This is a genomic window from Priestia sp. 53B2 (genome assembly GCF_056099005.1).
Genome location: NZ_JBLZXA010000030.1, coordinates 517574 through 539127, shown reverse-complemented (window position 1 = coordinate 539127; position 21554 = coordinate 517574). Strand labels below are relative to the sequence as shown.

Genomic DNA, 21554 nt, shown 5'->3' with positions numbered 1-21554 from the left:
TTCTTCTCCTCTTTCTGTATACACTTCTCTTCTTATAATTAAACATCTATTAAAGAATCTTTTTATATTTCAGCTGAAAGAATGGCGTTAAGACGTTGAAGTCCTGTGTTCAAATCAGTATCACTAAGGAGGGAATAGCTTATTCGAATGTAAGCATGAAGCGGTTTGTGAACAAAACAAGCCTCACCAGGTAAAAAGCAGATATTGTGCTCCTGGGCTTTTTTTAATAACCCAAATGTGTTTACTTTTTGAGGCAGTTTTAACCATAAGTTGAATCCTCCTTTAGGAACTTGGAATTGAACGGATTCGGAAAGAGACGAAAGCAGGTCGCTTGCATGATCTCTTCTCAGTTGCAAAGCGGTCCTCAGTTTTTCCATGTGATGTTTCATTCGCTCAGTGCGTAAAAAAGCTAGCACGGCTTTTTGAGTTAGCAAGGGACTACCAATATCCATCAGTGCTTTAACCGCATATAGCCAATCAAATACAGAACCTTGTGCATAAAGTAATCCAATTCGAAGTCCTGGAGCCAAAGTTTTACTAAACCCCTTCAAGAACAAAACATGCCCATTTTTATCAAACGTTTTGATCGGCGGAGGCACCGATATATCATCGAAATAAATCTCTCCAAACGAATCATCTTCAACAATAAAAAAGTGATACAATTCGGCCAAATCAACTAGTTCTTTGCGGCGCTGTCTGCTCATTAGTATACCTGTAGGGTTTTGAAAAGAAGGGTTCACGTACAAAAGCGAAGGCTTTATTTTTTGGCAGACTTCTTCTACTAAATTAGATTGTATTCCTTCTTCATCTAGTTCAATTGAAATGACGTTAACACCTTTATTGGTGAAGACATCAATTGCAGCTCCGTAGCATGGACTCTCTACTATAACCGTATCCCCTGGCTTTAAAAGCGTTTGAGCAATTAAATCAATACCTTGCTGAGCGCCACTTGTAATCATAATTTCATGAGGATCAGCTTTTATTCCTTGCTCTCTCTGTAAATAAGAACAAAACTCTATGCGAAGCTCACGATCTCCTTGAATTGGACCGTATGTGGCTAAAACAAGCTCATTGGTACGTAACAGACTTTGCATTTCTTGCGCTAAAAACTGATTAGGAAGGAGACGAGGGAAAAGAATAGCCTGCGAGAAATCATAATATTTACGATCACGATTTAAGCTATACTGAGAGCGCGTGATATTTACGTTTAATTCATCTTGCCATGAAAAATTATTTAATACCGTGGAAGAACGTTTAGTAACCCCTTTAACAAAAGCTCCTTTTCCTGACTGTATTACGATTAATCCTGATTTTTGTAAGAGCTGATACGATTTTCGTACCGTTAATAAGCTTATTTCTAACTCTTGTGATAGCTTGCGTAAAGAAGGGAGCTGATCACCAGGTTTTATCATGCTCGTTTGGATGCGATAACGAATTTGCTCATAGATTTGCTGATAAATGGGGGTAGAAGATTTTTTATGTACATTAAATCTCATTGTGTCACCTAACTATTCTTTTTCTTTAGTTAACCTCAAAATAAGCATGGGCGCAACTGGAAAAACAGCAACTGTTATAGTCAAGGTTTTACTGTTATACTTCCTTTCTTTTATACTCGTGGCATGTTTAAAGGAGGAAGATATATGATTATTATTAATTACGTACTTATCTGTTTTATTTTTGGCACGACATTTTTAACTATTAAATTAGGGATTGAAGCAGGAATGCCTCCACTTTTCTCAGCTGGAACTCGCTTTCTTTTAGCAGGAATTTTAGTAATCTCGTACTTTGCATATAAAAAAGACGTTCGACACTCGTTATTATTTTCAAAAAAAGTGATGATGGTAGGGTTTTGTTTGACCTTTATGACATTTTCAACGCTCTATTGGGCAGAACAACATGTGACATCGGGTCTTGCAGCTGTTTTATCTGCTACTGGCCCAATGATGATATTGCTTATCCAAGTGATGCAAAGAAAAATGGAATTAAAAAAAGAGCAGTTATTCGCTTTGCTTCTGGCTTTTATCGGTGTTATTTGCATTTCACTTCCAAATGTGACAGCCAATATGTCTTATTCGTGGACGTTAGGGTGTATCATTATCATAGTAGGAGAGGTATTTTACGGCATAGGCAGCAATTATTCGAAAGTTTTGTTAAATGAACTAAAAAAAGTGTCACCGTTTTTAATTAACGGTATTCAAATGTTTTACGGGGGAATATTTCTACTGGTGCTATCTTTATGTACAGAGCAGATTCATGTTTCAACTATTATGCCTCGGAACGCAGTATGGTCTATTGTATATTTAATTTTTGTTGGTTCAATTGCTGGACACGGCTTATATTATTGGCTAATCGCCCAAACAAATCCGGTTTTTCCATCTACTTGGTTGTATGTATCTCCTTTAATCGCGATGTTAATCGGTTATGTAGTCTTAAATGAAGCTATCACGCCTTCTATTATTGGCGGAGGCCTTCTTATTTTAATAGGAGTGTTTATGGCCAACCGTGAAGCTTTGGGAGTACATTTTAAAAAAAGTGTGCTATTCAAAAAGCAGCTGTAAAACAAGTCGCCATTTGCTGACTTGTTTTTAGTTGATCGCAAGACAAAAAAGATTGAAGAAAGATATCAAAGATGACTAAAAGCCTCTTCCTAATGAAAGAAGAGGCTTTTTTGTTAAGAGTTCGCTGACATCGTATGAGACGGTAAAATGATATCTTGGTCTACGAGAAAGGATAAAAGTTCCCGTGTAGCATATGACATATAGCGATCTTTTTTCAAAATGATGCCGAGCTCCCACATTGGAGTAGGTGCGGCAATTGGAATACTTTTAATAAAAGGGTTATTGATCTTTGGAAACACGGACTTTGGTAAAATTGCAATACCTAATTCAGAAGCGACTAGTTCAATAATTAAATCCCATTGAGAACTTTCGTATGCTATTTTTGGATGAAAACCCGCTTGAATGCACTCATGAATAATGCGATCATGAAGAGAGAAATCTTTGCTGAACAGGACAAACGGTTCTTCTCTAAGCTCGCTCAAAGCAACGATTGATTTAGCTGCCAGGGGATGCTCATGATGAATGTATAAATTAAACTCTTCTTCAATAAACGGATAGACGTGAAAAAGAGGGTTTTGAATAGGCAACACGATAATGCCAAGGTCTACTTGTTCGTTTTCTACAAGTTCGACAATTCGCTTTGCGCCAAGCTCCACAAGCTCTAATTTCACCTGAGGATGTTTTGATGTAAAGTTTTTTGCAATCATCGGGAAAACAACAGTCCCTACTAAAGGAGGAATTCCTACTTTAATATCTCCTGTAGGCAGATTCCGTAAATCATCTAACAGAGCATGCAGCTCGTGAAGAGTGGATACCAGCTTTTGGCTTTGCCCATACACAATCTGTCCTGCATCGGTTAACGTCAGTTTTCGAGTAGAGCGATCAAAAAGATCTACGCCGAGTTCTTCTTCTAGTTTTTTTACAATTTTACTTAATGCTGGCTGAGACAAATGAATTGCAGCTGCTGCTTTCGTGAAACTTTTTTGATTAACTACTTCCATGAAATGTTGCAGTTCTCGAATATCCATAAATTCTCCTCACTAGTATTCTTAGTTTTCATACTATTTATTCTATTTATCTATTTTACTTATGATTCAAATAAATGTAAACTCTTACATAAGGAAGTGAATAGTGATTCATCTAAAAATAGCACATAAAATTCCTCTAAATACGTTAGAAACCCGCATATTTGTAAGCGTTAACAAAAAAAGAACCCTCGAAGAAAATCCTAGAAAAATATTTTTTTCTCCCGTAAAACAAAGCCGCGAGCGCAGAAATAACACGTGTTGAAATGTTCATTTTGTATACTGTTCTGACAATTAAGAAAGAGGAATAAAATGGTATAGTGCACCACTAAGGTGAGTCTATTCATTCTGCAAACGAGCCGTACATAGAAAAAAGGGCCGGTTTGTTAAAAATAATTGGGGGAGTGGTTGAGATGACATACGTTAAAGGACTAGAAGGAATCGTTGCAGCTGAAACAAAAGTAGGGCATGTTGATGGAGAGAAAGGTCAGCTGATTTATCGCGGATATTGGGCAAAAGATTTGGCGATCAATTATTCTTTTGAAGAAGTTTCCTATTTAATTTGGAACGGCACGCTGCCAAATCATGATGAGTTAAAAGCATTTAAACAAAAAATGGTGACTTATCGTACGCTTCCGGCTAACATTGTTGCGTTAATGGACTGTTTGCCAAAAGATACAGAAGTGATGAGCGCGCTTCGCACATGTATCTCAGCTTTAGGAGACCCTTCATACAGCTGGCCTCCTACAAAAGAGCAGGCGCTTGCGATTACAGCGGTCACACCTACCATTATTGCCTATTGGTATCGTAAAATGAATGATTTAGAAGTAGTAGAGCCTAACGAGCATTTGGATCATGTAGCCAACTATTTATACATGATTAACGGAGAAATTCCAGATCAAAGTTTGGTTACTGCGCTGAACGCATATTTTGTTTTGACAATTGAGCATGGGATGAACGCCTCAACCTTCTCATCACGCGTTATTTCATCTACCGAATCTGACATGGTTTCAGCTATTTGCGGAGCAATTGGCGCGATGAAAGGTCCGCTTCACGGAGGAGCTCCTTCTGGTGTTATTACCATGTTTGATGAAATTGGAAGTGAAGAGAATATTGAGCCTTGGGTTCGTAAAAAATTAGATAATAAAGAGAAAATCATGGGATTTGGTCATCGCGTTTATCGTACACATGATCCAAGAGCAGAAGCATTAAAAGAAGTATCGAAACAAATCTCAGGAGACAACGGGCTATTTGATTTAATTGTTAAAATTGAAGATAAAACCATTGAATTACTCAATGAATACAAGCCGGGTCGAGGCATTTATACCAATGTAGAATATTTCGCTGCAGCGGTTATGAAAGCGGTTGAGCTTCCGTCTGAACTATTCACACCAACCTTCACAGCAAGCCGTGTAGTTGGCTGGACAGCTCATGTCGTAGAGCAGTCAGAAAATAATCGTATTTACCGACCTCAGTCTGCGTATATAGGTTATACGCCAGTTGAACAAAATCAATAAACAAACTCGGTTTCACATAAAAAACGTCGGTAGATCCGACGTTTTTTTCATATGGTTAAATATATTCTTTTTGAGAATAAAATCGCTTTAATAAATAGAATAATCCGACTGCTAAGCATAAACTTGCTGCAGCTAAGCTAGAGGTAATCATGGCGTGCTCACCTTCGGTAGGGGTATGTGAAAGTTTATAGCTGCTGTAGCATAAGAGAGCTGTGATACATAAACAGCAGGAGCTAATCAATCCATACCGCTTTTTGAAGCCAATGATAGATAGTAATACAATCAAATAAATTCCGCTCACCATCATCATAATTGGAAACTGAGGGTGGAATTTAATTGTATATAACAAATAATCGATGTGAGAATAGTGATGAACCGCCGAGGACTTTGTTAGCCCTCCGGTCAAACTAGCTGATAAAGGTCCTTCAAGCATCGAAGAGCCGTTATACCAAGTAGCGACTGAGGAAAGTAAAAAAACAAAACAACTTGCAAATAGCTGCGTCATGCATTTTATTGACACGTATAGAAAGCTCCTCTCAATAACCATCTTTTGTTAATACAAGTCCGAAAATTATTATAGCAGGTTTTGAAAGTAAAAAAAGTACTATTGGAATGGTTTCATAAAACGTTCATATTTGAAAAGGTTTGTTTTTTAAAAAGAAAGGGAAAAAAGGTGAAACGGAAGATATGAATAGAGGAGAGAGAAAGATGAAGGCAGCAGTGATTTTGAATCCAAACGCTGGAAACAAAAAATTAGTAAATGAAATTGACTTTATATGTGATCGGTTAAACACTGCATTTGAGACGGTTACTTTATATAAAACAGAGCAACCTGGAGAGGGTGCCGATCTGGTAAGAAAATTGGAAGGCAAAGCGGATGTCATTATTGGAGCAGGAGGAGACGGGACAATTTATGAACTCATCAATGCTCTTGCTCCGCTGCAGCAACGTCCTGCATTTGCTATTTTACCTGGTGGAACGTGCAACGACTTTTCGCGTGCAATTGGAATGAATCAAAATCCTTTAAAAGCAGTGGAGCAAATTATAGAAAAGCAGACGGAGGCAGTGGATGTTGGAAAACATGGCGAAGATTATTTTTTAAACTTTTGGGGAATCGGCCTCGTAGCTGATGTATCTGAAAATATTTTAGAAGAAAATAAAGAGAAATTTGGTAAGCTCTCTTACTACATGAGCGTAGGTAGAACTTTAAATCAAGCAGAGCCTTTTCAACTAAAAATGACGAGTGAAAAAGCTTCCTATGAAGGAGAAGCTGTTATGGTGTTAATTGGAAACGGTCCTTTTTTAGGAGGAACTCGCGCTATGCTAGGAAACAGCTCATTTCAAGACGGATTATTAGATGTATTTGTTATTAAAGAAATGGGAATCGAGCCGGTTATGGCATGGTTACAAACAAGCCCTGATGAGGAACAGCTTAACCCTGAAAGCAACCTTATGCATTTTCGTGCAAAAGAAGTCCATATCGAAACTACTCCTGAAAAAACAGTAGATTGTGATGGAGAAAAAGAAACGACAACACCTTCAACGATTACGGTTCTCCACAATCACATAAATATGATAGTCGGAAACGGATAAAAAAACGCTGGAACTTCCAGCATTTTTTTTATGAAGACAGCCATCGCGGAGAAGTAAAAAGCATAATCATTATGCTGCTCATTGTAATAACAAGCATGGAGTAGCAAAAAGCATTAAATCCGATAATATGTAAGCCCACTATCATAATCGTACTGTCTAAGATAAAAATGGTTATTCCTATATTGATTTTCCATTTTTTCGATACAATAATAGCAATTAAATCAAGCCCGTCCGAACTAATGCCGTAGCGAAGCATCAGTCCTATTCCCATTCCTACGAGTGCGCCTCCAAGCAGTGAGCTAAAAAGCAAAGGAAGCTCTAGCGTGCCTTCGAGAATAGACAGCCATTCTGTCATAAAAAAAGAAACAAATAAACCTATACTTCCATAAAAAAAGTTTTGACGATGACGAAAAAAAGCATATAAATAGACAGGTACGTTCAAAAAGAAAATGGACAGTCCGATAGGAGTTCCAAACACATAATATACGATAAGCCCAAATCCTATAAGTCCACCGTCTAGTAAGTGATACGGAGCAATAAATCCGTTTAGCCCTAGTCCAATTAATAAGCTGCCACAGCAAATCGAAACCACTCTCGAAAAAATATTCCTCACCCTATACGTTAAATTTTAATAGGAGTACTCGTCCATCTATGTATATGGCAGGCTTAGGTTATTTAGAAGTAAAAAGAAGAAAAATGAAAATTATGTAAAAAGTATTGATTCTATAACTCTGATATTCTATAGTTAATCTAACTTCGTTTTCACGACAATTTCTTGATTTTTTACGATACTGTTTAACTGTTTGTATTTTTAATATATAAAAAAGTTGTGTTTGGCAAAAAGCATATGATTGTAATAAGTCGATAAAAGCGAGCCGCTATATAAAGGGGTTGATTATGTGTAGGATTCTCTTTCTTTTCAGTCATACTAAAAAGAAAGAGGGATTGTCGTGGAAAATCGTTCCGTACTTTTTTTATGGTTTGGTCAAAGCCAAGCCAATTTAGCAGATGTATTATATATTGTTGCGTTAATCAGTATTCTTTATGCTCAAAATAGTTCTCCTGTGCTGCTTTCATGCATTCCGTTTACCATTACGGCTGCTAAGTTTTTGAGCAGTTTTACTGTGCCTTTTCTTATAGATCGCTACAGGGCTAAGCGTATTCTTGTTGTGTCTCAGCTGTTAAAAACCAGTGTTTTGTCTATGTTTTTCTTGTGGCATATGTCGCTTATCAGCATGCTGTGCTGCGTGGCGTTTATTGCTTTTTTCGATGGGTGGGCAGCTCCGGTTCAAAGCTCTATGCTTCCTCATTTAGTAGATAAAGAGAAGCTGTTGAAATGGAACAGTATGTTTAATGTCACCGATCAAACGATTCAAATTGCAGCCTATCCGCTTGGAAGCTTTCTGATCATTAGCTGGGATGCTACTGGCCTTTTATGGCTGTCATTTTCGTTATTCAGTTTGTCAATCGTATTTATGCAGGCCATTCGCATTAACGTTCATTCTTCTAAAACGAAGCAAAAACAAGGGTTAAAAGAGGGATGGAAGCTAATTTGGCATTATCCGCGCCTGCGGGTTTTATTAGTCATGGAGGTTTTAGAGGGGATGGCTGCCGGCGTTTGGGCATCAGCAATTGTCTACGTGTTTGTGAAAGAGATATTAAATAAAAATGAAGCTTGGTGGGGATATATCAACAGCAGTTTTTTTGTTGGAACGGTGCTTGGAGGTTTCGTTTTGTTGAAGATTTCAGTTGAACAAGAGAAAAGTCTTTATCATATCGTAACATTAGGCAGTCTTTTATCAGGTTTCTTTACATTATTGTTCGGAGTGATGTCTGCTCCTTTTCTTTCACTTTTACTTAGTTTTGCTATTGGCGTTGCTCTTCAAATAAGCGCTACGTGTTCTTACACGCTTACACAAATGGCCGTTCCTTTAGAAAAGCTTTCTAAGATACTTTCCGCTACGCTGAGCGTTTCATATGTGACGTTTGGACTTTCTGTGCTGCTTCTTGGAGCTGTTGCTTCGCTAAATGTGACAGCGGCGTTTCTAACAGCAGGAGGACTGATTGTAATCAGCGGCTGTGTAGGTTTATTCTTACGGAATTATGCGCTTGCTAACTAAAAAAGGTTGCTATTTGCAACCTTTTTTTAAAACATCGTATTTTCTCTCCTCAACCATAAGCCGTATAAAGTTGTTTGCTTCAAATACCCCTTGTGTAAAAGTAGGGAGCTTTTCACGAAAACGAAAGGAAAAAAAGTATGGCTATCGAATTATGTTAAGAGCGTTGAGCTAAAAGGAGTGATTAAATGGTTGTCATTCGACAGGCGGTTGAAACTGATCGAGAGCGACTGGCTACGTTAATGCAAGAATATATAGTAAAATTCTGTGAGCAGCCTGCCCCTTCCCGGAAAGCTTTAACTTTACATATTAAGCGCTTATTGAATAATCCTTCCTATGGTATCCAGTTTGTTGCTGAATTGGAAGGGAAGCTAGTAGGTTTTGCAACGGTGTACGTATCGTGGAGCACCTATTATTTTAAAGAAACAGCCATCTTAAAAGACTTGTACGTATCTCCTTTAAACAGAGGAAATAAAATTGGTGAACGTTTGTTTAAGATCTGCCTGGCCTATTCTCAAAAGTATGAGTTTGCAGGTATGACCGCTGAGTGCAGCAGTGAAAATAAAGTTGCTCAAAACCTTTATCAAAAAATGAACGGTAAAGAAAATGCAGGGGTTCAATACCGTTTTTTTTAAGAGAAGTGCAGCTTTTACTTTTAAGACTTCTACTAAATGGCAAAAATATGTTATAGTATGAAAAGTGAAATTGATGAAAATGTCGGTGGGCTATATGTTAGATGATCGTATCAATAGTAGGAGGAAGTTGGACTAGCTGTTTGAAAGGCGGCCATCCTATTTTTAGTATAGCCGCAAGGAAGGAGCAGGGCCTTGAAAAAAAATCCAATCTTAAACGCGTGGAAAATAGTAACTGCGACGAGCGGTTTTTTACTTGCGCTGTTTATCTTTAAAGTCCGAAAAGGAAGATAACCATATAAAAAAAGCTCCTTGATTGAGGAGCTTTTTATTATTTAGTAATAGGAAACGTCAAGGGAGTCACGGTTGATAAAGAATCTCTGTAAGAATGATAAGTGAAATAATGACGTGTTGGACTATAAATAGTCATGTAAAGTAAATAATCATATTTCGTTTCCATATAGAAAAAAACGTCGTCTGCATGGAGTGTATAGAAAGAGTATGAAATCCCGAGCAGCGTTTGCTTTTGTACGCTTGTGCTTGGATTTTCTTTAATCCATTCGTACAGTTCAAACACACTCACTCCTGGTGATGATTGCAGCGTATGTACTTTGTCATATAACTTATCAGATACATTGGAAACCGACTGTTTTAATTGGTGAAATAAGTTGGACATTTGTTCTTTCATTGTGGTGAGCTCCTTTACGAGTAGTCAGCTATTAGCATGCTCAGAGAAATCCACGCTTATGTATAAGTTAGTGGATGGCTGATTTGAATTTGCCGCCATGCGCTTCTTGGGTATCCATAATGGTTGTAAATGCATGCGGATCTATTTCGGAAATAATGGTTTTAAGCTTGGTAATTTCTAAACGCGTCACAACTACGTATATGACTTCTTTTTCTGTACCTTCAAATCCGCCTTTACCGTAAAGCTTTGTAACGCCGCGTCCTAGACGATGTGTAATAGCATCTGATAGCTCTTCGTAGTGATTTGAAACAATAAAGGCTGCTTTTGTTTCATCAAGACCCTGAATAATCGCATCGATTGTTTTAGAAGCAATATAGTACGTAAGGATCGAGTACATCGCCTGTTCCCAACCTAGCACAAAGCCTGCCCAAGCAAAAATGAAGATATTTAAAAACATCACAAATTCGCCCACAGAAAACGGGATTTTTTTTGTTAATAAAATACCTAAAATCTCAGTTCCGTCTAACGCTCCGCCGTGACGAATGACCGTTCCTACACCTGCTCCTAACAGCAGCCCGCCAAATACAGTAGCAAGAAGCGGTTCAGATGTTACGGCTGGAACATGGTGCAATTGAGATTCTACAATGGATAAAGCAACAACTGCAAACATAGATGAAAAGCAGAAGTTACGACCAATTTGTTTGTATCCACTATATAAAAAAGGGAGATTAAAGATGATGATAAGAAGACTGAACGGCAATTTCGTTAAATAAACTAAAATTAGAGAAATACCGATAATACCGCCATCAATTACGGAATTTGGGACTAAAAATAATTCGATAGAAACGGCAGCCAAGGAAGCTCCAATTAACATCATAATGTAGCGATAAATGAGCCGACCTGCCTTTTCCTTTTTGTGCTGTTTCGTTGTCATAAAATCTTTCCTTTCAAAATACTGCCTATACGCAACTCTTACTAGTATAACTAAGTCTTGGGAACTCTATCCAATTATCTACTTTAAAAAAGACTAGCCAGAATAAACAAAATCCTGTTAAATTAAACGGTAGACATTTGCTGAAATAAAGGAGCTGTACATATGATAAACGTTTATATTCCAGCGCTTCAAACAAGCGCTGGTGAAAAAGCGGCACGCTATATTGATACATTAACCAAACCGATAGGAAGCCTTGGAAGACTCGAAGAAATAGCCGTTGAATTAGCGGCCATGACCGGGGAAGTTTTTCCGACAGTCACGCCGCCAGGAGTCCTCGTTTTTGCAGGCGATCATGGAATTGTAAAAGAAGGAGTTTCGGCTTATCCGCAGGACGTAACGGCACAAATGGCGCTGAATTTTTTGCAGGGAGGAGCAGCTATTAACGTGTTTAGTCAGCAAATAGATGCCCAGTTCAAACTGATTGACATCGGCATTGCTTCTGACCTTTCCCATAAGGACCTTGTACAACGCAAAGTGAAGCTGGGCACAGCAAGTTTTTATAAAGAAGACGCGATGACGCGCAGTGAGGCAGAACTGGCTGTTCAAGTCGGATATGAAGAAGCTGAAGAGCTTATTGCCCAAGGAATTAAATGTTTGATTGTAGGAGAAATGGGCATCGGAAATACTACGTCAAGCACGGCTATTTTAGCTGTATTGACAGGAGAAAAAGTCTCTAAGCTTGCAGGAATGGGCACAGGGATTTCTGCCGAACAACTGCGCCACAAAGTGAACGTGATTGAAGAAGCGCTGCAAAATAGGCACATTAACCCTCAGGATCCGATTGATATTATTAGTAAAATAGGGGGCCTTGAAATTGCCGGGATGACAGGTGCTATGCTGGCGGCAGCTGCTCACCGTATTCCTATTTTAGTAGATGGTTTTATTTGTACAGTTGCAGCCCTTCTAGCGACAGAAATCAATACACAAGCAAGAGACTATATGTTTGCTAGTCACCAATCTGTTGAACAAGGTCATGCGTGTGCAATGAAGCTTCTTGGCAAGACACCGCTCCTCAACCTCAATCTTCGGTTAGGTGAGGGAAGTGGAGCAGCTGTTACATTTCCGCTGCTGCACTCAGCTTCATTGATGATTGCCAATATGGCCACATTTCAATCTGCGGGAGTGTCTGAGAAAGAATAAACCTAAAAAAGACATGGGAACAAAACCATGTCTTTTTTCTTTATTTTATAAAAAAATCTTATATTTTTAACATCATAAACCAATAAATGCTAAAGCTAGCACCTGTTAAAATAAATGATCCAATAATTAACAATACCAGTGCAACGCGTCGTTTAATCGCTTGAATTTCTCTATCTTTTGGCAAACGTCCCATTGGTCTTCCTCCATTATGTAAATATTTCACGTATTTTCCTATTTTACTCTGCTTTAAAAAGAGAGAACATATGTCAAAGTTACTAAAAATCAAATTATTTTACAAAAAAATTGTATCCCCGTTACAGCAGGGCAAAGAATACGTATTTTTTCAGTTAGAAAAGGACTGCTCTAAAGGTTTACTTACATGGCAACAACCTTTATCATATAACTGACTATACTATGATGTTATCCAAAGTTGGAAGAAATCTCAATAAATGTGAGTGTTATAATTACATGATAAGAGTCAGAAAATTTTAAAAAAGAGTGTGAGCAAACAATGAACGGTATGTTGATTATTCGGAACGGTGCTCCTTTTTATGAAGGAGCTTCTGTGCCTATTCCAAAAAATAAAGCCTGTATTATCGGACGAAGCAGTGAAGAATGGGAGCCTTATCTGGCCTTTCAAAGTGCTTACATTTCACGCAAGCATTTTGAAGTAACGTACGAAAGCAATGCATTTTTCATTACAGACTTGTTTAGTAAACACGGGACAAAAGTAAACGGAGAAGAGTTACAGCCTGGAACCCCTCGTTTATTGAAAGAGCAGGATGTCATTACCTTAGCAAATGAGGAGGCAGCTTTAGTATTTAGAAATGATGATATGGATGAAACCCTCGATTTAGGACCTTTGCTAAAACAAATAAATAAGCCATTTTACACATTAGATCCAATTTTGCAGAAAGTAAAAGTAAAAGAGGAAACGTATATTCTGTCAGATAAAGAATACGCGTGCTTAGCTTATCTTCTAGAATACAACAATCAATTTGTTTCAAAAGAAGCATTAAAAAAAAGCGTTTGGCCTGAACGAGTAGAGTCAAATGGAGAAATTCTAGTAGCAGCGGAAGAGCTGAATGCGCTGATTTACCGGGTTCGCAAAAAAATAGGAACATATTTAGAAATCGAAGTGATTCGAGGAAAAGGATATTGGCTGCACTTTAACGAAAATGGACGTGAATAGAATCACGTCCATTTTTTAGTCTCGTTTTACAGCATGTACACGTATATGTTTAGCTTCTGCTAGCCAAGATCCGTTTTGAAATAGTTTGTCTTGCATTCGATTTTCTAAGCGCGTAATGAGGACATTTTTTGTTTCTGTCGTCACGTGAGCAAAAAGAGGGGCTGCATTTGTTTCCAGCCAATTACGCAAGCCGTTTTCCCCTTTTAACAGGAAGGGACGGCTGTAGTGTATAGCCGTGGTGACTTGAAAATTCTGTGATTCCAAAAGAGAAGAATATTCAGCTACAGAAGGAAAGTACCATGGGAAATCTACATCGTTATAAGGGATATCAAACGTTTTAAATTGACGAATGATTTCTGTAAAAATTTCGTCCATGTTTCCTTTTCCCCAAAATTCTGCTACAAATCGGCCATTTGGTTTTAAAGCATTGTAAATGTTTTTAATGACAAGGTGAGGGGGACGGATGTCGTGTAAAGTTGCATTTGAAAAAACTGCGTCAAATTGTTCGTAATAAGGAAGGTTAAGGGCATTTAACTGTTCAAAGGATAGAGTTGGGTACTGATGACGAGCCTGTTCAATCATATTTTCAGAGCAATCGATGCCCGTTGCACGGACATCAAGCTTATTGAGCTGCGAAATAAATTCGCCAGTGCCGCAGCCAATATCTAAAATATGTTCGCCAGCTTGAGGAGAAAGAAGGTTCATAGCACTTCCTCCAAATGAAGAAACAAACGGAAGATGATACACTTGAGCAATTTTTTGTTGATTAACAGTTTGACTCATGAAGTGATTCCTCCTTTGTAAAAGATGATGACTATCGTTTTATAAGAAGAAACAAGCTTTGAATAGTAGATATGAAGTTATTGATAGAATTATACCATATATCTCACTTATTATGCCGAAAACTGCAAAGAAAAAGCGCACCAAACTTCTAGCTTGGGCGCTTACAAGCACGAACTATTTTATAACCATTAACCAAACTGAACAAATAGAGGAAGATCTGTATGGCCCATCTCACGTACGTAGACGTATAAATTTCCTTTATGATGAATTTCATGGTCAATGGCCATTTGTAAGAGTTGACTTCCAGGAAGCTTTCTTCCAAACGCCGCCGTGGTGTCAATTGTTTTGTTTAAATCATCTTCGCTAAGTGAGCGTAATACGTCTACTGTTTTTTGCGTATATTCAGCTGCAAGGTCCGATAATGATTTACCACTAAAATCAGCTTTCTGGCCAAGTGGAGATAAATCGCCGGATTTTACCACTAATGTAAATGCATAAAAGGATGTTAAAATATGCGTAGATAAGTCAAAAGCGGACATAGATGTCGGGGCAGGCTTGTAGTCGTAGTGACCTGCTTCAATTTTGTTGATTAATTCATTGGTTACGTTTCGATGTGCTAAAAAGTGATGAGTAATTTGTTCAACTGTCATGATGAAAAGCTCCTTTATTATGTATTTCGCTTCTGAGTATAGCATCTGGAAATCAGAAAGCGAAGAAAAAACTTTAACAAAAAGAAAAGCAGCTGCATGTGAGCAGCTGCTTTTCTTTTTGTTAGAAATTACGTTGTTTTAATTCTTCTAGTAATAACTCCATACCTTCGCGGCTTAAAGTTAATTTGCCATCTGCGATTGTTACGTTGTCAGAAGATACTTCGCCAGTAATTGCACAAGCACCGTTCGGCTCATATTTCTTTAAAATAATTCGATCTGTTTCAACGAAAATTTCAACAGGATCTTTTACATCTATTTCAAGAACACGTCTTAACTCTTTAGGAATTACGATACGACCTAAATCATCTACTTTTCTTACAATACCAGTCGATTTCATTTTTTAATCACCTTTACTTTTATATTTTATTGAGTACGCAAAATATTATTTTTGGAATTTCTAAGATGATTATATACTAGATAACCGCTAAATTTGTCGAAGTTATTAATATGTAAATGAACTGTAATATTATTGAAATATTATCTGTAAATACAAATCCTCCTACAATATGGAATATATAGGGCTCTTTGTATGATATAGGAGATGAAGGAATTAATTACATTTGACATACAATTTTTTTTATGTTTATGCAGCAGCCTGGGGGTAGGCTACATGTAAGCGCGGAAGCAAACAAGTTGAAAAAATGAAGAAAATATGATTAAATTTAAAAGTAACTTGCTCAAAATAATTAAATCGTAATGATTACGTATTTCAAATAAAAAATTGATAAAACGAAAGGGTGACAAAGAGTTTGGCTAAAAAATCAAAAGTTGTGAAAGAACAAAGGCGTCAAGAGATGGTAGCGAAGTATGCGCAATTACGCCAAGAGCTGAAGGAAAAAGGAGATTACGAAGCGTTAAAAAAATTGCCTAGAGATTCTTCACCAACGCGCTTAAATAATCGCTGCCGCGTTACCGGTCGTCCGCGAGGCTATCTTAGAAAATTCGAAATGTCACGCATCGCTTTTAGGGAATTGGCCTACAAAGGACAAATTCCAGGTGTTAAAAAAGCAAGCTGGTAGTATAAAAGCCCTCATTATGAGGGCTTTTATTATTTATTAGCTGCAAAATATCGAGCGATCCCTTGGTAAATACCTGTAGATATTTGCTGCTGATACGCGTTAGAAGAAACAATTTGCTCATCGTGAGCATTTGATAAAAAGCCTAATTCAAGAAGTACAGCACGCTGGTTGTTTTCTCGAGTAACATAATAATCTCCAAAACGAACCCCCATATCTTTCATAGAAGGCGCGTTTTCAGCCATGCTTTCTTGAATGTATTTTGCTAATTCTTTATCTTTGGCTTCACTGTAATAAAATGATGCGATGCCGTTTGCAGAAGATGAAGTAGAAGCGTTATAGTGAATGCTGATAAATGCATCTGCATGCTTTGCTTCACTAACATTCACCCGTCCGCTCAGTGAAATAAAAGTATCGTTTGAACGCGTCATAAATACATTTGCTCCAGAATTAGCTAGGCGGCTTGCCACAAGTTTTGCTGTTGTTAACGCTAAATTTTTCTCAACCGATGACTTGCCTGAAGTGCCAGGATCATATCCGCCGTGCCCAGCGTCTACTACAATAATTTTATCTTTTAAAGCAGCAGAAGGAGAAGGCAAACTAGCTGAAGGTGTAGAACCAGCCTCAGCTGTTAACCCTTTTGATACCCATGCTGTTTGACTCGCAGAGTACTGAATTTGCACCCAGTCATTCGCTTCGCTTACTTTTTTGAATCTTTCACCTGCTTTTGCTACGCGAATAATTCCCGCACTTAAGCTCGGCTGACTGCGTAAATTTGAAGCTTTTGTAATTTGAATCGGCTGGGCTGTTTGTGAAGACTGTTCAGAACCTGTTTGTAAGTATTGACTTGCAACCCAACCTGTTTTGCCGCTTGCTGTTTTAATCTGGGACCAGGATCCGCTTTCTTTTACCACCGTTACTTTTGAATTGCGCGGTAAGTTCGTCACGATGGATGCGCTTGTGCTCGCAGAAGAGCGAACATTTAATGAGCTCGCATTAACAACCGCTGACTTCGATGTTGTAGAGCCAGAATCCTTAGCTGGCGTAGAAGAACCGGAGCCTGCTTGTAGGTACTGACTTGCTACCCAGCCCGTTTGACCGCTTGCCGTTTTAATTTGTGACCAAGACCCGCTTTCTTTTACCACCGTTACTTTTGAATTGCGGGATAAGTTTGTTACGATGGACGCGCTTGTGCTTGCAGAAGAACGAACGTTTAATGAGCTGGCATTAACGACCGCTGACTTCGATGTCGAATTTGCGGTAGACGTATTGTTTGTTTGCGTTTTATTTATGTATTGAGATGAAATCCAAGCTTCTTTGCCGTTATAGGTAATTTTAGCCCATCCTTTGCTTTCATCTACTATATCAACGGTGTTTCCCTTCGTTATTTTACCAACGATAGCACCGCTTGTACTAGGCGTTGCACGTACATTTAACGATGTAGCAGTTACTTTGGCCGATTCAGCTGCATCTGCATCAATTGAATGCAAAAGCAATGAAGAGCTTAAAAGAACAGAAGAAACGGCTGTGTACATGACATGTTTTTTATTCATTTTTTCCTCCTTGCAAATTACAAATTTCAACATAAGGTTATTGGTATACAAAGCATATATCGGCAAATAGTCCAAAATTTTGAGTTAAATCTACTATTATCTCATAATACCGATATTATCCATCATACTATATGTCGAAATTCAATTGTATAATGAATTTGAACTATCTGCCATCCTTAACGATAAAATTTTACATTAATGTAAAATATAATTATATTAAAGGTGGAATTTAGCGATATTAAAGACCTTTAATCCTTTGTTCATCTACATTTTGAGGATATGTCTTCTACTAGCAAAAACGTAAAATAGTATAAAACAGCTGAGTGTGAATATGATAGAGGAGAGATAGAAAATAAAAGCGTATCTATCTTTTGGAGGAGGAAACATCCACAATTATGAAACATTTAGAATAAAAATAACAAAAATATATAAACTAATACAAAGCCTGTCTATAGCGATGTAAAGCTCGTAGCATAAACCAAAAGTAAATAGTTAGAAAATTCTTTCTTTTTACTTTGAAACATGATACAGTATAAAAAAGTGAAAAGGTGGAAACTGATATGCGAAAGATTGTTCAGTATGAAACAAAGTGGTCGCTTTTGTATCAAATGGAAAAAGAAGCGTTGCTTAATACACTAAAAGATTTTTCAGTAGACATCGAACATATTGGAAGCACGTCCGTTCCAGGATTGGCAGGTTCACCAATCGTTGATATTTTAATTGGAGTCAAACGCGAAGAAGACATAAATGAAGTACGGGCTATATTAAAAAATAAATCTCACGTATATGTAGCGGAAAAAGAGATGTTTGTCTTATTAAAAGAAGGTGTTCCAGCTGCACACTATCCTCGAGTTATGACAGTTAAAAATGCCCGTAAGCTCATTCCACATGATGCTAGAAGAAGTCATGTGTACGTAACGGTCAGTGAATCACCTTATTGGAATGAACGAATTAATTTCAGGGAGCAGTTACGCTCGAGCGAACGTGCTAGAAAAAAATATGAAGGTATGAAATACGAGCTTTCAAAACGATTGTGGAACGATATATCTACCTATGAGTACAAAAAAGAAGAATTCATTCAGCGCAGTCTATAAAAAACGTCATTTCACTTGAAATGACGTTTTTTTAATTAATTATCTTGTAAAACAATGGTCTCAAGCTTGTCAGCAGTATTTACTGCGAGAACCGTATAGTTTTTACCGCTTTGAAGATTTGTTCCAGGAAGACTTAGTATTTCTTTTCCATCTGCCGTGGAAACAGATAGATCATACGAACCCGGATTTACTACTTGATAACCTGAAATGTTTTTAAAAGACAGTTCTTTAAATAAAGGAGCAGCACCTTTAGGACCTACGTTTACCGCAGGAGCATCAGGAGATAAATGAGCAACACGTAAACTTGCTTTTCCATCCATTTCTTGCTTATTATTCGTGAAAGCCTGTAGTTCAAGATTTTCCGCCTTATTTACAGCGGCCACTGTATACGATTTTCCACCGTCTACAACAAGGGTAGCTTCGATGATGGAATCTTTTGTTCCTTTTGTCTTCGCTTCGTATACTTCGACTTTATGAGAACCAGCTGACAAACGCAGGGAGTTGGAGACATCTTTAAACTTTGCTCCTTCTACTAAAGCTTTGTCATCCACAAAAATGTCTACAGCCGGAGCATCCGGTGAAGCATGAACGATGCGAACTTCTGCATTCTGAGCTGTTCGCTCATCTGCAGCAGGAGGTGTTTCAGCGGCAAATACTAACATGCGGCTAAGTGCTAAGAAGGCAATCACTGCTGCCATTACGAATAGTCGTTTCATCAAGTATCACTCCTTTTATAGTATACACAGCTTTATGTAAAGAGAAGGACTGTGCAGTTGTTAGCGTATACTAAATAAAATCAACTATTCGTTTGTTTGTTAACTTTTGACGTGTTTACTGAGATTTTTGACGAAAAAATCGAAGAATAGCCAAAATATTGTACAGAGCTGTTAAGAGCCATGTCAATAAAAAGCCTAGGCCAAGCCCAATATTGGCATCTATATACGTATGCGTGAAGTCATCATATACGACGTAGGAAAGAGGAGCAATCGACAGTAAAAATAGAAGAAAAAACAAAAGCGTTTTACATCTGTTTAAAGTGAAGGTTAAATAAAAGAAAAGGAAAGAGGCGAACAATAGAAGACCGTCTCTAATAGCCCAAGGCAAAACGCCGATATGTGGATTAGCGAGAAGAAAAGTCGGGACAATTGAAAGGAGGAAAAGGAGAGAAAGTAAAGTTACGTGAAGTGTGTGCTTTTTTGTAAAAGCCGGCACCAATAAAAACGCTGCGGTTGCACTTAAAAGAAAATTACAAATTAAAATAAACTCCATATCAACACCTCATTTATTGAGTATTACTTTTAGTCTATTCAGCATGCTGTTAAAGTAGATAAAAAAGCTGCGATGTTCATCGCAGCTTTTGGTTATTCGAATTTAAATCCTTGTTTTTCAAGCATCGCTCGAACTTCTGCATAATAAATGGTTTTATAAATAGCTGATACAGTTTGTGACCAGTTGCGGTCATCAGCACCGTTTGTTCTCTTTTTCATATACTCTGCCATTTCAGCATCATAGTCTTGAATCAATGACTTTAAGTCGTGATTATAGCTTTCACGATGGTGCACAGCAGCTTGTGGCAATCGAGGTTTTTTCGCAGAATGATCTGCCCGATGTCCAACCACAAGACCACTCACTGGGAATACGTATTCCGGTAAATCTAGCAGTTCAATGACTTCTAGCGGCTTTCTGCGAATGCCTCCGATTGGGACTGTACCTAAACCGAGTGATTCTGCAGCAACTGTTGCGGCTTCTAAAGAAATTCCAGCATCAGTTGCCCCGACTAAAATTGATTCAAGCCCATCGGTTACGCCAAGAGGGGCATCGTTAAGTTCAGCTGCAATCTTAGCACGATTAAAATCTGCACAAAAGATTAAAAATAGAGGAGCTTGGTCAATCCACGCTTGGTTGCCGGCAAGCTCTGAAAGTTTTTTCTTCTTTTCTTTATCTTGGACGCTAATAATAGTCACTTGCTGTCCATTAATAGACGAAGCGGCTGACTGAGCAGATTGAATAATCGTATCTAAATGCTCGTCACTTACTGCTTCGTCTGTATACTGACGGATAGAACGATGATCTTGAATTGTACGAATTGCTTCATTCATGATGCGTCATCCTTTCAAAGAAGTTATGATTAACCTTGTAATGTTTTTACATCTAAAGGTGCTACAAGTACGCCAGTTTGAGCAAATGCTACAAAACTTTGGAAGTGAGCTGATTTATTGTGTGCTTGAATTGCTTCTTCGCTTTTCCACTCTTCAATCATCATAAATGTGTTAGGTGTAAAAGCATCTTCAAATAGTTGATAGTTGCTGTTTCCTTCTTCTTGTAAAGAATGCTTAATTAGTTCTTGTACGTTTTCTAAAAATTCTTCTCTTTTTGCTGGGTTAACTTTCATTGAAGCTTGTAAATGAATCATGGATGATTCCTCCTTTAATAATGATGGTGCTTTATATTATTTGTTTTGTTTTTAATCTTTCATTCAATTTATGATTAAAATGAAGATAAGTTCGAATATCATCGAACAACGAAACTATAACACCGATTAAATAACAGTGCAAGGAATTTAGTTCGAAAGTTATCGAACATTGATACACAAAAGAAGCTGTGTTATATTTTAAGCATGAGAAAACCTTATCAACCACCGAAAGCTGAAATTAAATTAACGCCTATTTTACACGCGTTGAGTGATCCTAACCGACTGCGAATTGTACAGTGTTTAGCGACAAGAAAGGAGCAGACCTGTTCGTATTATCAAAAATTAAATGTATCAAAATCAACGCTATCACATCATATTAAAGTACTTCGCGAAGCTGGAATTATCAAACTACGTATAGAAGGTACGCAGCACTATTATTCCTTGCGTTTAGAAGAACTTGAGGACTTGTTCCCAGGTTTGCTTCCTTCCATTATAAATATAGATGAGCAATTATTTTAAAAGCTGAACG

The 21554-nt window shown here is 37.8% G+C and carries 25 protein-coding genes; 10 read left to right on the top strand and 15 right to left on the bottom strand.

Annotated features, from left to right (window positions below; genetic code table 11):
• Nucleotides 1–62: 62 nt before the first annotated feature.
• Nucleotides 63–1496: a MocR-like pyridoxine biosynthesis transcription factor PdxR gene (gene pdxR / locus ACN6NE_RS27475; RefSeq protein WP_129710464.1), complete on the bottom strand. Its 1434-nt coding sequence runs from the start codon at nucleotides 1494–1496 to the stop codon at nucleotides 63–65.
• 144 nt (nucleotides 1497–1640) lie between these two features.
• Between pdxR and ACN6NE_RS27470 the strand changes: the two genes are divergently transcribed.
• Entirely contained in the window at nucleotides 1641–2558 is a 918-nt protein-coding gene (locus tag ACN6NE_RS27470) for a DMT family transporter (protein WP_474328438.1), read from the top strand.
• A gap of 113 nt (nucleotides 2559–2671) precedes the next feature.
• On the opposite strand, the gene ACN6NE_RS27465 is transcribed toward ACN6NE_RS27470, so the two are convergent.
• Nucleotides 2672–3586 (bottom strand): LysR family transcriptional regulator, encoded by a 915-nt coding sequence (locus tag ACN6NE_RS27465; RefSeq protein WP_013083830.1) that lies wholly within the window; start codon nucleotides 3584–3586, stop codon nucleotides 2672–2674.
• A gap of 410 nt (nucleotides 3587–3996) precedes the next feature.
• Between ACN6NE_RS27465 and ACN6NE_RS27460 the strand changes: the two genes are divergently transcribed.
• A complete protein-coding gene (locus ACN6NE_RS27460) occupies nucleotides 3997–5100 on the top strand; it encodes a citrate synthase/methylcitrate synthase (protein ID WP_129710462.1) in 1104 nt (367 codons plus the stop codon).
• Between the two features lie 55 nt (nucleotides 5101–5155).
• Here the strand turns inward: ACN6NE_RS27460 and ACN6NE_RS27455 are convergent, their stop codons facing one another.
• A complete protein-coding gene (locus ACN6NE_RS27455; RefSeq protein ID WP_223260182.1) occupies nucleotides 5156–5620 on the bottom strand; it encodes a DUF4306 domain-containing protein in 465 nt (154 codons plus the stop codon).
• Between the two features lie 188 nt (nucleotides 5621–5808).
• Here ACN6NE_RS27455 and ACN6NE_RS27450 point away from each other — a divergent pair, with 188 nt between their 5' ends.
• Entirely contained in the window at nucleotides 5809–6693 is an 885-nt protein-coding gene (locus ACN6NE_RS27450; protein ID WP_164795630.1) for a diacylglycerol/lipid kinase family protein, read from the top strand.
• A gap of 28 nt (nucleotides 6694–6721) precedes the next feature.
• Here ACN6NE_RS27450 and ACN6NE_RS27445 read toward each other — a convergent pair whose 3' ends face one another.
• A complete protein-coding gene (locus ACN6NE_RS27445; RefSeq protein WP_129710460.1) occupies nucleotides 6722–7285 on the bottom strand; it encodes a YitT family protein in 564 nt (187 codons plus the stop codon).
• A gap of 358 nt (nucleotides 7286–7643) precedes the next feature.
• Here ACN6NE_RS27445 and ACN6NE_RS27440 point away from each other — a divergent pair, with 358 nt between their 5' ends.
• Entirely contained in the window at nucleotides 7644–8813 is a 1170-nt protein-coding gene (locus ACN6NE_RS27440; protein ID WP_474328434.1) for an MFS transporter, read from the top strand.
• A 185-nt stretch (nucleotides 8814–8998) separates the two neighbouring features.
• The gene (locus ACN6NE_RS27435; RefSeq protein ID WP_013057744.1) at nucleotides 8999–9445 is read left to right on the top strand and encodes a GNAT family N-acetyltransferase; all 447 of its coding nucleotides are present in this window, start codon (nucleotides 8999–9001) and stop codon (nucleotides 9443–9445) included.
• 328 nt (nucleotides 9446–9773) lie between these two features.
• Here the strand turns inward: ACN6NE_RS27435 and ACN6NE_RS27430 are convergent, their stop codons facing one another.
• Together ACN6NE_RS27430 and ACN6NE_RS27425 are read right to left on the bottom strand one after the other, a co-directional pair.
• Nucleotides 9774–10130: a hypothetical protein gene (locus ACN6NE_RS27430; RefSeq protein ID WP_129710458.1), complete on the bottom strand. Its 357-nt coding sequence runs from the start codon at nucleotides 10128–10130 to the stop codon at nucleotides 9774–9776.
• 67 nt (nucleotides 10131–10197) lie between these two features.
• Nucleotides 10198–11064, bottom strand: coding sequence for a YitT family protein (locus tag ACN6NE_RS27425; protein ID WP_013057742.1), 867 nt, complete (start codon nucleotides 11062–11064; stop codon nucleotides 10198–10200).
• A gap of 162 nt (nucleotides 11065–11226) precedes the next feature.
• On the opposite strand from ACN6NE_RS27425, the gene cobT reads away from it, so the two are divergent.
• Nucleotides 11227–12264: a nicotinate-nucleotide--dimethylbenzimidazole phosphoribosyltransferase gene (cobT, locus tag ACN6NE_RS27420; protein ID WP_474328431.1), complete on the top strand. Its 1038-nt coding sequence runs from the start codon at nucleotides 11227–11229 to the stop codon at nucleotides 12262–12264.
• A 58-nt stretch (nucleotides 12265–12322) separates the two neighbouring features.
• Here the strand turns inward: cobT and ACN6NE_RS27415 are convergent, their stop codons facing one another.
• Nucleotides 12323–12457, bottom strand: coding sequence for a hypothetical protein (locus tag ACN6NE_RS27415; protein WP_013057740.1), 135 nt, complete (start codon nucleotides 12455–12457; stop codon nucleotides 12323–12325).
• 318 nt (nucleotides 12458–12775) lie between these two features.
• Between ACN6NE_RS27415 and ACN6NE_RS27410 the strand changes: the two genes are divergently transcribed.
• Nucleotides 12776–13456: an FHA domain-containing protein gene (locus tag ACN6NE_RS27410; protein ID WP_474328429.1), complete on the top strand. Its 681-nt coding sequence runs from the start codon at nucleotides 12776–12778 to the stop codon at nucleotides 13454–13456.
• 15 nt (nucleotides 13457–13471) lie between these two features.
• On the opposite strand, the gene ACN6NE_RS27405 is transcribed toward ACN6NE_RS27410, so the two are convergent.
• From ACN6NE_RS27405 to ACN6NE_RS27395, 3 genes are all read right to left on the bottom strand, one after another.
• On the bottom strand, nucleotides 13472–14239 hold the full coding sequence (locus ACN6NE_RS27405) for a class I SAM-dependent methyltransferase (protein ID WP_474328427.1): 768 nt from the start codon (nucleotides 14237–14239) through the stop codon (nucleotides 13472–13474).
• A 188-nt stretch (nucleotides 14240–14427) separates the two neighbouring features.
• The gene (locus tag ACN6NE_RS27400; protein ID WP_129710454.1) at nucleotides 14428–14889 is read right to left on the bottom strand and encodes a DinB family protein; all 462 of its coding nucleotides are present in this window, start codon (nucleotides 14887–14889) and stop codon (nucleotides 14428–14430) included.
• A 121-nt stretch (nucleotides 14890–15010) separates the two neighbouring features.
• Nucleotides 15011–15286 carry an AbrB/MazE/SpoVT family DNA-binding domain-containing protein gene (locus tag ACN6NE_RS27395; protein WP_013057736.1) on the bottom strand — a complete coding sequence of 92 codons (276 nt, stop codon included), beginning with the start codon at nucleotides 15284–15286 and terminating at the stop codon, nucleotides 15011–15013.
• A 412-nt stretch (nucleotides 15287–15698) separates the two neighbouring features.
• Between ACN6NE_RS27395 and rpsN the strand changes: the two genes are divergently transcribed.
• Nucleotides 15699–15968: a 30S ribosomal protein S14 gene (gene rpsN / locus ACN6NE_RS27390; protein ID WP_129710453.1), complete on the top strand. Its 270-nt coding sequence runs from the start codon at nucleotides 15699–15701 to the stop codon at nucleotides 15966–15968.
• A 29-nt stretch (nucleotides 15969–15997) separates the two neighbouring features.
• Here rpsN and ACN6NE_RS27385 read toward each other — a convergent pair whose 3' ends face one another.
• Complete coding sequence (locus tag ACN6NE_RS27385) at nucleotides 15998–17518, bottom strand: SH3 domain-containing protein (RefSeq protein ID WP_474328424.1); 1521 nt, start codon at nucleotides 17516–17518, stop codon at nucleotides 15998–16000.
• A gap of 560 nt (nucleotides 17519–18078) precedes the next feature.
• Here ACN6NE_RS27385 and ACN6NE_RS27380 point away from each other — a divergent pair.
• Nucleotides 18079–18612, top strand: a complete 534-nt coding sequence (locus ACN6NE_RS27380) for a GrpB family protein (RefSeq protein WP_129710451.1) — start codon at nucleotides 18079–18081, stop codon at nucleotides 18610–18612.
• Nucleotides 18613–18647: 35 nt separating this feature from the next.
• Here ACN6NE_RS27380 and ACN6NE_RS27375 read toward each other — a convergent pair whose 3' ends face one another.
• The 4 genes from ACN6NE_RS27375 to ACN6NE_RS27360 form a co-directional block, all read right to left on the bottom strand.
• Nucleotides 18648–19328 (bottom strand): DUF4397 domain-containing protein, encoded by a 681-nt coding sequence (locus tag ACN6NE_RS27375; RefSeq protein WP_474328421.1) that lies wholly within the window; start codon nucleotides 19326–19328, stop codon nucleotides 18648–18650.
• Nucleotides 19329–19443: 115 nt separating this feature from the next.
• The gene (locus tag ACN6NE_RS27370; protein ID WP_129710449.1) at nucleotides 19444–19881 is read right to left on the bottom strand and encodes a hypothetical protein; all 438 of its coding nucleotides are present in this window, start codon (nucleotides 19879–19881) and stop codon (nucleotides 19444–19446) included.
• Nucleotides 19882–19973: 92 nt separating this feature from the next.
• Nucleotides 19974–20711: an NADPH-dependent oxidoreductase gene (locus tag ACN6NE_RS27365; protein WP_474328419.1), complete on the bottom strand. Its 738-nt coding sequence runs from the start codon at nucleotides 20709–20711 to the stop codon at nucleotides 19974–19976.
• 29 nt (nucleotides 20712–20740) lie between these two features.
• Nucleotides 20741–21025, bottom strand: a complete 285-nt coding sequence (locus ACN6NE_RS27360; protein WP_013057729.1) for a putative quinol monooxygenase — start codon at nucleotides 21023–21025, stop codon at nucleotides 20741–20743.
• A 204-nt stretch (nucleotides 21026–21229) separates the two neighbouring features.
• Here ACN6NE_RS27360 and ACN6NE_RS27355 point away from each other — a divergent pair, with 204 nt between their 5' ends.
• Complete coding sequence (locus ACN6NE_RS27355) at nucleotides 21230–21544, top strand: ArsR/SmtB family transcription factor (RefSeq protein WP_129710447.1); 315 nt, start codon at nucleotides 21230–21232, stop codon at nucleotides 21542–21544.
• Nucleotides 21545–21554 lie beyond the last annotated feature (10 nt).